The sequence below is a fragment of the Pseudomonas sp. HR1 genome (assembly GCF_030175875.1).
Classification (GTDB): domain Bacteria; phylum Pseudomonadota; class Gammaproteobacteria; order Pseudomonadales; family Pseudomonadaceae; genus Chryseomonas; species Chryseomonas oryzihabitans.
On sequence record NZ_JASNRF010000079.1, the window covers coordinates 1 to 552 of the forward strand.

The window sequence follows — 552 nt, forward strand, 5'->3', positions numbered from 1 at the left end:
ACGGATGAATGGGTCTCGCGACTCAGTGCTCTTCAAAGTCAGATGCCCGCAGAAACCGCTGAAACCGACGTTCCGCCGATCCGCATGCTAAGTGACATCCGCCGAGTTTTTTCCATACTTAATGACAATACAAACGGATGTAGTGTGATTCCCGCGGCCAGAACTCGGCTAAACAAGAAAAAACCATATTTAATGACAACCTATACGCCCAAATTGGTTCTCGTTAAAAAACCGCTTTCATGACCCCCTTTTTCCAGTCGTTCGCTAATGACAACCCGAACGTCCTCCTTGTAAATAGATAGGATATGACAATGACCCCTTCAATCGACCCCCAAACCAGCAACGGCCTAATTTCCCGTCTTTATGGGCAGGCTATAACCTCATTGGATGAGGCCCATGAAGCCCTGCGTGATGAGGCTTTGCGGCTAAGGGACGAGTACTTCCAAGCGGCCAAAGCCAGAGCCGATGGAAAAATCATCTATCGACTGATCGACGTGCGTGGCAATGGCAAGGGATCTGTGTCGATTGCCTGGTGCAAGGTCTATTTCTTCA

The 552-nt window shown here is 49.1% G+C and carries 1 protein-coding gene and 1 pseudogene; both read left to right on the forward strand.

Annotated features, from left to right (window positions below; genetic code table 11):
• Positions 1-243, forward strand: a 243-nt coding sequence (locus QKY98_RS23690; RefSeq protein WP_284671717.1) for a hypothetical protein, incomplete at its 5' end; no start/stop codon positions are given.
• Positions 244-311: 68 nt separating this feature from the next.
• A pseudogene (locus QKY98_RS23695) lies at positions 312-552 on the forward strand (conjugative transfer protein MobI(A/C)); the annotation flags it as partial.